Here is a 4,781-nt window from a genome sequence, read left to right on the forward strand (position 1 = left end):
TATTTAATAACGTTCAAAAAATACAAAAGCAGCAAAAAGCACTAACCCCTGTATCTATCAGGCTTTTAGCCTCATATACCACTTGACAGTAATTATTTAAAAGTGACAAATAATTCTTTAATGGACAACCACTCTCAAAAAATAAACTGTAAATGACTCTATAGTTTTATGGCATGATAGCGATTAAATAGCGGGTTATTCGGATAAGGTGTCATTTAGCACCGAAGCAACAGAAGCACGGGAGAATTTTGTACAAGTTCTTTAAAATAAGCACCTTTGTACAGGGCAGACCCATCATCTCAACAAAAAGATTCTGTTCTCAATAAGCTCCAAATTAGTCGCATTCATAGCTGCTTATTGACATAGATTTAGGCTAGATTTGGCCCGTAAGTCCTAAGAGAGTTCTGGAATCTATCCCACTAATACCAGAAATGTGATAATCTGCTTTTCAAATCAGAAAGGTGTAACACGGTATGGCTGGGCGGTTTGAAGGATTAAGCGATTTAGAATGGAGGTTGTTTCAAGATATATTCCCTCAAGAACCAGAAAAACGCGATACCTTCGGTAAGCTTCGCTAACGCGGAATGCCTCATGCACCATTTCGCCATGTACTGAACACATTGCTGTATATATTGATAACAGGATGTCGTTGGTGTGATGTTCCCAGAGGAAAAAATTGGGCATCAAAAAGTTCAGCACACAGATGGCTAAAGCGTTGGCAAGCAGATGGAACATTAGAAAATTTACAAGCACGCATCTTGGGAATTGCAGAAGAAAGAGGATTAATCAATTGGAGTTATGGCGCGGTTGACGGGTCTTTTTCCCCCTGGGAAAGGTGGTGGTGAGAATGTTGCGTATGGTCATAAGGGCAAAGGAATTTTGATACATACCATAACTGACGGGAATGGAATGCCTTTAGCTAATTGCACAACACCCGCCAATGGTAGTGAGCGAGATCAAGTGATTCCGCTGCTCGATAGCGTTAAAGTCAAAACTAATAGGCCTGGTAGACCTCGTAAACGTCTGAAAGTGCTTGCTGCTGATAAGGGCTATGACTCATAGGAAAAACGTGCCGCTTTACGTAAACGTGGTATCAGACCACAATGGCCTAAGCGCGTTTGGAAGAAAAAGAAAAATCGGGGTAGACCAATTAAAATCTCAGTTCCACGTTTTCAACAGGAACGTTGTTTCGCGTGGTTCCAACGAAAATACCGCAGGCTTGTTGTTCGGTGGGAGAGGATTGCTGCCTGTTTCAACGCTTTTGTTGCTCTTGCCACAATTCATATCTGGATTAACAGAATTTTATTAGTGGGATAGGTTCTGCTAACTTCACACCAGAATTTCATCACCAGAATTTCATCTGCTTGGGATTTCAATCAAGGGCAGCGTCATCAGGTAATACTTCAAGTTGTAACGCCACAGCATTTAGATAATTTTGGTCGTTCAAAACTTGTGCTGGTAATTTATCTGCATTTACAGCAGCTCTTACCAAATCTTTTGCAATAATATTTTTGCACAGAGTTTTTAGTACCAGTGTTCCTCCACTCGGAATACCCTCTTGTAAAAGACCCCCTTGGTAAGCATAAGAAACAAGATCCAAAGGTTCTAGGTAACTAACACTAGTATAATTAGTGGGTAAATTGTTGGAATTCACAGCTATTCGTTTACTGCTGATGGTAGTATCTGTTTGAGCATCAGCAACACCGGGCATCAGAGTAATACAAGCAACAATCAGTACAGAATCTATTAAGGTAACAAACCTCATAGAGTTATCCTTTGTTAGATCAAGTGTAATCAGTTTTAGAAGTTTAAAAATCAAAAGGGGAGAATTAGGGGAGAATTAAAGAAGAATTCAGAAGTCAGAATTCAGGAGTCAGAATTAATGAGTGGGGGATTCAGACCCACCACTCATTAAATTAAAGACCACTAAATCGGAGATTTAGTGGGGGACTTAAACCCTTTTATTCAGACGCTCGATGACTCGCTCTAAGCGTAGCTATGCCGCAGGCTTTACGCTCCGCTATCCACCACTCGCATAGAATTCAATTCTGAATTATGGCGACTGACGCATGTATTCTGTTCGTTAAACAACTTGCCCCATCAATTAGATACCCTGGATTTCTCACAAAATTGAACAGAGCTTAAACTTTACATCAAAATAAATTTTGGGACGGGAGCATCGGCGATAATAATTAACTATCGCGGAGTGTGCATCTGAGGTGAAAATTGACCGTCACGGGAAGGCAAAGGTTTTGTCGCCGGAAGAAATCCAGCGTCTGTTTACTTCGGGGTTAACCACAGTCCGGGATAGAACACTTGGTGCAGTGATGCTGTACACTGCCTGTCGTGTCTCCGAATGCGTCACCCTCAAAATTCAGGATGTTTATGACAGCAGAAGCAAAGTCAGACCAGAGCTGAATATTCGCAAAGGCAGCACGAAGGGAAAGCTGTCCACTCGTACAATTCCTGTGCTGGATGAACTGCGGCATCACCTGGAATTGTATAAACCCAAAGTTTCTCGTGATAGTTATCTCTTTCCTGGACGCTGGGGCCGTGGTCATTTGCATGAGGATTATGCGGCACTGATTTTTCGGAGAGGGTGCAAACTAGTAGACATTGAAGGCGCAAGTACTCACAGCTGCCGGAGAACTGCACTGACGCTGATGAGCAATGCGCGAATTCCACTGAGAGTAATTCAGCAAATCAGCGGACATCGAAGCTTGGAGCAACTGCAAGAGTATCTTGACGTAGAAGCGTCGCAAGTTCGGGGTGCGATCGCGGCATTGTCAATGCTGACACCGCCATCAGTTAGCAGCAGTAAAAATGACTTGGTAGATGAGAATCATACAGAGTTATTCACAGAGTTCTAGATCGGAAAATGTACGAAAGACGATCTAGACAGGAGTTATGCCAGATAAAGACTATAAGGATTTTCCCAAAAAGTCATTTACAATTCCATCGGCAACACCTCAAGCGATAGCCAATGATAAAAATGAGGCACAGATTGCTCTTTATTTACGTAACTCTGTCGCGGCGTAGGCTTTATCCCTCCATCGGCAACACCTCTTCATTCAGCAAGGCATAAAATTCCGGGACTTGATCCTCGACAAGTCGCAGTTCACTCGCGGCGATCGCTTCAAGTTCCAGCACCGTTTCCCAGCGCAAATCACTCTGCCATCGCTTGAGAATGCCTTTAATTGCATCCACTCCACGAGAAATACCAGAGCGAAGTATTTCTACGCAGTGGAGTAGCATAATGCGATCGGTCGGAGGCGACTCAAATTCGGTAGTATCCTCCCCTAGGCAATGGGAGTTCCCTATAGCATCAAGGGGGGGGGCGGATACGGGTTGCTGATTAGGGTTTACACTATACACAGTAGGGGTTTGGGGAGCATAACAGGTTCGGTTTTCTTTTTGATTACGCTTCGTTTCACGATGAGCAATTACATGCATTGCAAATTCCAATTGCTCTTTAGATAAAGAGAAAAGTTTCACCTGTTGACCCCGCTTACCCTGCTTACGGAAGGTCAGTTTTAGCCCCAGCTGCTCTACTAAAGTTCCTAGCAACCAAATAGGTTTACAATCATGTGGAATAGTAAACCCAAGAATTGCTTTGACGTGAGCAGCACAATGTATAGCGATGTCCCTCATCTTAAGTAAGGTGGAATCCGAGGCGGTAAATTCCTCTCCCGCAACTAAAGAAGTGAGAATTTGATGCAGTCCCAGGTTAAATCTAGCCAGCCAGCGTGCGGAGTAATTGCCCCAGTCGATGGACAAAGGTAGATTGTCGCGCTCGGTGCGGTCTTTTTGGGTGACAATTGTTGGTGGGGTAGGATAAGTTTGCCCAGTTTTGGGGTCAGTAAACGATTCTTCGGGTGGGGCTAAAATTGCCTCAAGTCCGGCGATCGCTCTTATTAAGCGACCACCTTTATCCATTTCTACGAGCGATTCGGTTACTTCGATGCCGTAAGAATCAGAAATGCGAAACTTTTCACATTCAAAAATTTCATTAGGGTCAAGGTAATCTTTGCTCTGACGGGCACGGTACTCGCTCAAAGTAATATTGTTAGCTTTGGCAACAGCCGAATTGTGGGCACTATCCAAAGCTTGTGCTGCTGCTTTAAGACTTTCAAGAGATTGCTCATCATCTTCACTGCCCACATATATAAATGTATTGCCCATTTCGGTGAGGAGCGATCGCAAGTCATCGCGGAGATTATTGAGAGAATAGTGGCGGTTGCCGAGAATTTGGCAGTAAGCCTCAAGCGCCCAATCTTTCTCCGCTCCCCGCTTACCCGTTTCTCTGTCAATCCGCAACAGAAAAGCAGTCATTTCATTAGTTTGGAGCAAGCGCTCTTTAATCTTGGATGCGTTTGTATCCTTGTAACCAAAGGGAGGACGTGGGGCCACCCAAATATGAAACGGGACTTTTGGACGATAACGGTAAAGCTGTTGGGCACACTCAGTAGCAGTTTGGGAAACGCCGTGAAACACACCAAATACTAAGTCAAAATGATACTGGGAAATATCGACACCAGTCCCCAGGCTAGGAGAAGTGAACAAGGCATCAAAGTTTTTGACGGCGTTGGTGATATCTTTGATGAAAGCAACATTTTCATCACTGCCAGAATTATCTGAATGAACAGACCAGATACGCCATTTTTTTGGTGTATGTGATTTTTCGGAGTTAGATTCTTCGTAGTTGATAGTAAAGGATTTGTCGAGTTTTTTGATGAAACGCTTACTGTCACTTGCAACCATGACTTTCTCACCAAGCATCA

Annotated in this window: 6 protein-coding genes and 1 pseudogene; 4 read left to right on the forward strand and 3 right to left on the reverse strand. The window is 43.5% G+C overall.

All coding sequences use genetic code 11. From position 1 onward, the window contains the following. Positions 1 to 453: 453 nt before the first annotated feature. Entirely contained in the window at positions 454 to 735 is a 282-nt protein-coding gene (locus H6G92_RS40130; protein WP_242059524.1) for a hypothetical protein, read from the reverse strand. Here H6G92_RS40130 and H6G92_RS41290 point away from each other — a divergent pair. Next, positions 633 to 845, forward strand: coding sequence for a hypothetical protein (locus H6G92_RS41290; protein WP_390625548.1), 213 nt, complete (start codon positions 633 to 635; stop codon positions 843 to 845). The genes H6G92_RS40130 and H6G92_RS41290 overlap by 103 nt on opposite strands. Further along, complete coding sequence (locus H6G92_RS38185; RefSeq protein WP_190901988.1) at positions 799 to 1,062, forward strand: transposase; 264 nt, start codon at positions 799 to 801, stop codon at positions 1,060 to 1,062. The genes H6G92_RS41290 and H6G92_RS38185 overlap by 47 nt, the downstream gene beginning before the upstream one ends. 310 nt (positions 1,063 to 1,372) lie before the next feature. Here H6G92_RS38185 and H6G92_RS38190 read toward each other — a convergent pair whose 3' ends face one another. Next, complete coding sequence (locus tag H6G92_RS38190; RefSeq protein WP_190901990.1) at positions 1,373 to 1,765, reverse strand: hypothetical protein; 393 nt, start codon at positions 1,763 to 1,765, stop codon at positions 1,373 to 1,375. Between the two features lie 454 nt (positions 1,766 to 2,219). On the opposite strand from H6G92_RS38190, the gene H6G92_RS38195 reads away from it, so the two are divergent. Together H6G92_RS38195 and H6G92_RS40730 are read left to right on the forward strand one after the other, a co-directional pair. After that, complete coding sequence (locus H6G92_RS38195; RefSeq protein WP_190901992.1) at positions 2,220 to 2,870, forward strand: tyrosine-type recombinase/integrase; 651 nt, start codon at positions 2,220 to 2,222, stop codon at positions 2,868 to 2,870. 37 nt (positions 2,871 to 2,907) lie between these two features. Next, positions 2,908 to 3,039, forward strand: coding sequence for a hypothetical protein (locus tag H6G92_RS40730; RefSeq protein WP_277926955.1), 132 nt, complete (start codon positions 2,908 to 2,910; stop codon positions 3,037 to 3,039). A 3-nt stretch (positions 3,040 to 3,042) separates the two neighbouring features. On the opposite strand, the pseudogene H6G92_RS38200 reads toward H6G92_RS40730, so the two are convergent. Continuing rightward, positions 3,043 to 4,781, reverse strand: a pseudogene (locus tag H6G92_RS38200) (bifunctional DNA primase/helicase); the annotation flags it as partial.

The sequence above is a fragment of the Nostoc foliaceum FACHB-393 genome (assembly GCF_014698505.1).
In the GTDB taxonomy this organism is placed as follows: domain Bacteria; phylum Cyanobacteriota; class Cyanobacteriia; order Cyanobacteriales; family Nostocaceae; genus Nostoc; species Nostoc foliaceum_A.